Here is a 937-nt window from a genome sequence, read left to right as displayed (position 1 = left end):
TAAGTCAGAGGGGTTTTGAATGGCATGATGAAAAGCATCAAAGTTGCGAAGTTTGATGGCCTGTTTGATGGTTTGATAGAAGTCATAAGTGGCTTTTAATTCCGGATCTAAAGCGAGTAAAAAGTCGATGATTTCTTGTTGAGAAATCTGCTTTTTGAAACAGTTAGAATAGAAGTAGTGGGTAGAATGGATATCCTCTTGGGCTTTTAATAAAAGGCGCCAATAATGTTTGAATTTATTGTAGAATTCTTTGTTTTGGTTCATGAAGCGAATACGAGTTTTATTGAGGGCACGAGATAAAAGTTGAACGACGTGGAACTTATCTAAAACAATCTTAGCGTTAGGAAAAACCTCTTTAATGAGTGTCATGTAAGGGGCGTACATATCAATAACAACGTGAGTCACCCCTTCACGGGCTTCTTTAGAAAAACGCATGAAATAAGGTTTTAAGGTGCTTAGGCGTCGGTCTTCAATGATATCAATCACTTTTCCATTTGAGGCATCGCAAAAGAGGAAGGACATCGCACCTTGGGCTGACTTGACGGACTTAAATTCATCGAAACAAAGCACCTGAGGAAGAGCGTTAAAATGAAGGGGTTGTTCCTCGTAAGACGTATGAATGATCCGATTAACGGTTGAATGGGAAACATTGAGTTCACGGGCAATATCTGATTCAGATTTTTTATGGCTAGCCTCTAGAAAAATGGCTTGTTTAAGGGGATTAGAAAGGTAACAATTAGATTCCACAAGAGAGGTTTTAAGCGTAAAGGTACTGTTACAATGACGGCATTTATAGCGTTGCTTTTTTAAATCGAGATAGGTATCAAAGCCAGAGAGTTTCATCATCTTAATACGAGAGGTTTTGAAGCCGTGTTTAATGATTTGTGAGTCAAAGAGATGACCACAGTTGTAACAATGGGTCGGTTGAAAAGAGAGG

1 protein-coding gene is annotated in these 937 nt (G+C 38.7%); it reads right to left on the bottom strand.

What is annotated here, in order from left to right:
• A partial coding sequence (locus NEH75_RS05165; RefSeq protein ID WP_262948607.1) for an ISL3 family transposase occupies positions 1 to 937 on the bottom strand: 937 nt, incomplete at both ends.

The sequence above is a fragment of the Turicibacter sp. T129 genome (assembly GCF_025594975.1).
Taxonomy (GTDB): domain Bacteria; phylum Bacillota_I; class Bacilli_A; order MOL361; family Turicibacteraceae; genus Turicibacter; species Turicibacter bilis.
The sequence above is the reverse complement of the archived record's forward strand: the minus strand, read 5'-3'. Positions and strand labels throughout refer to the sequence as shown.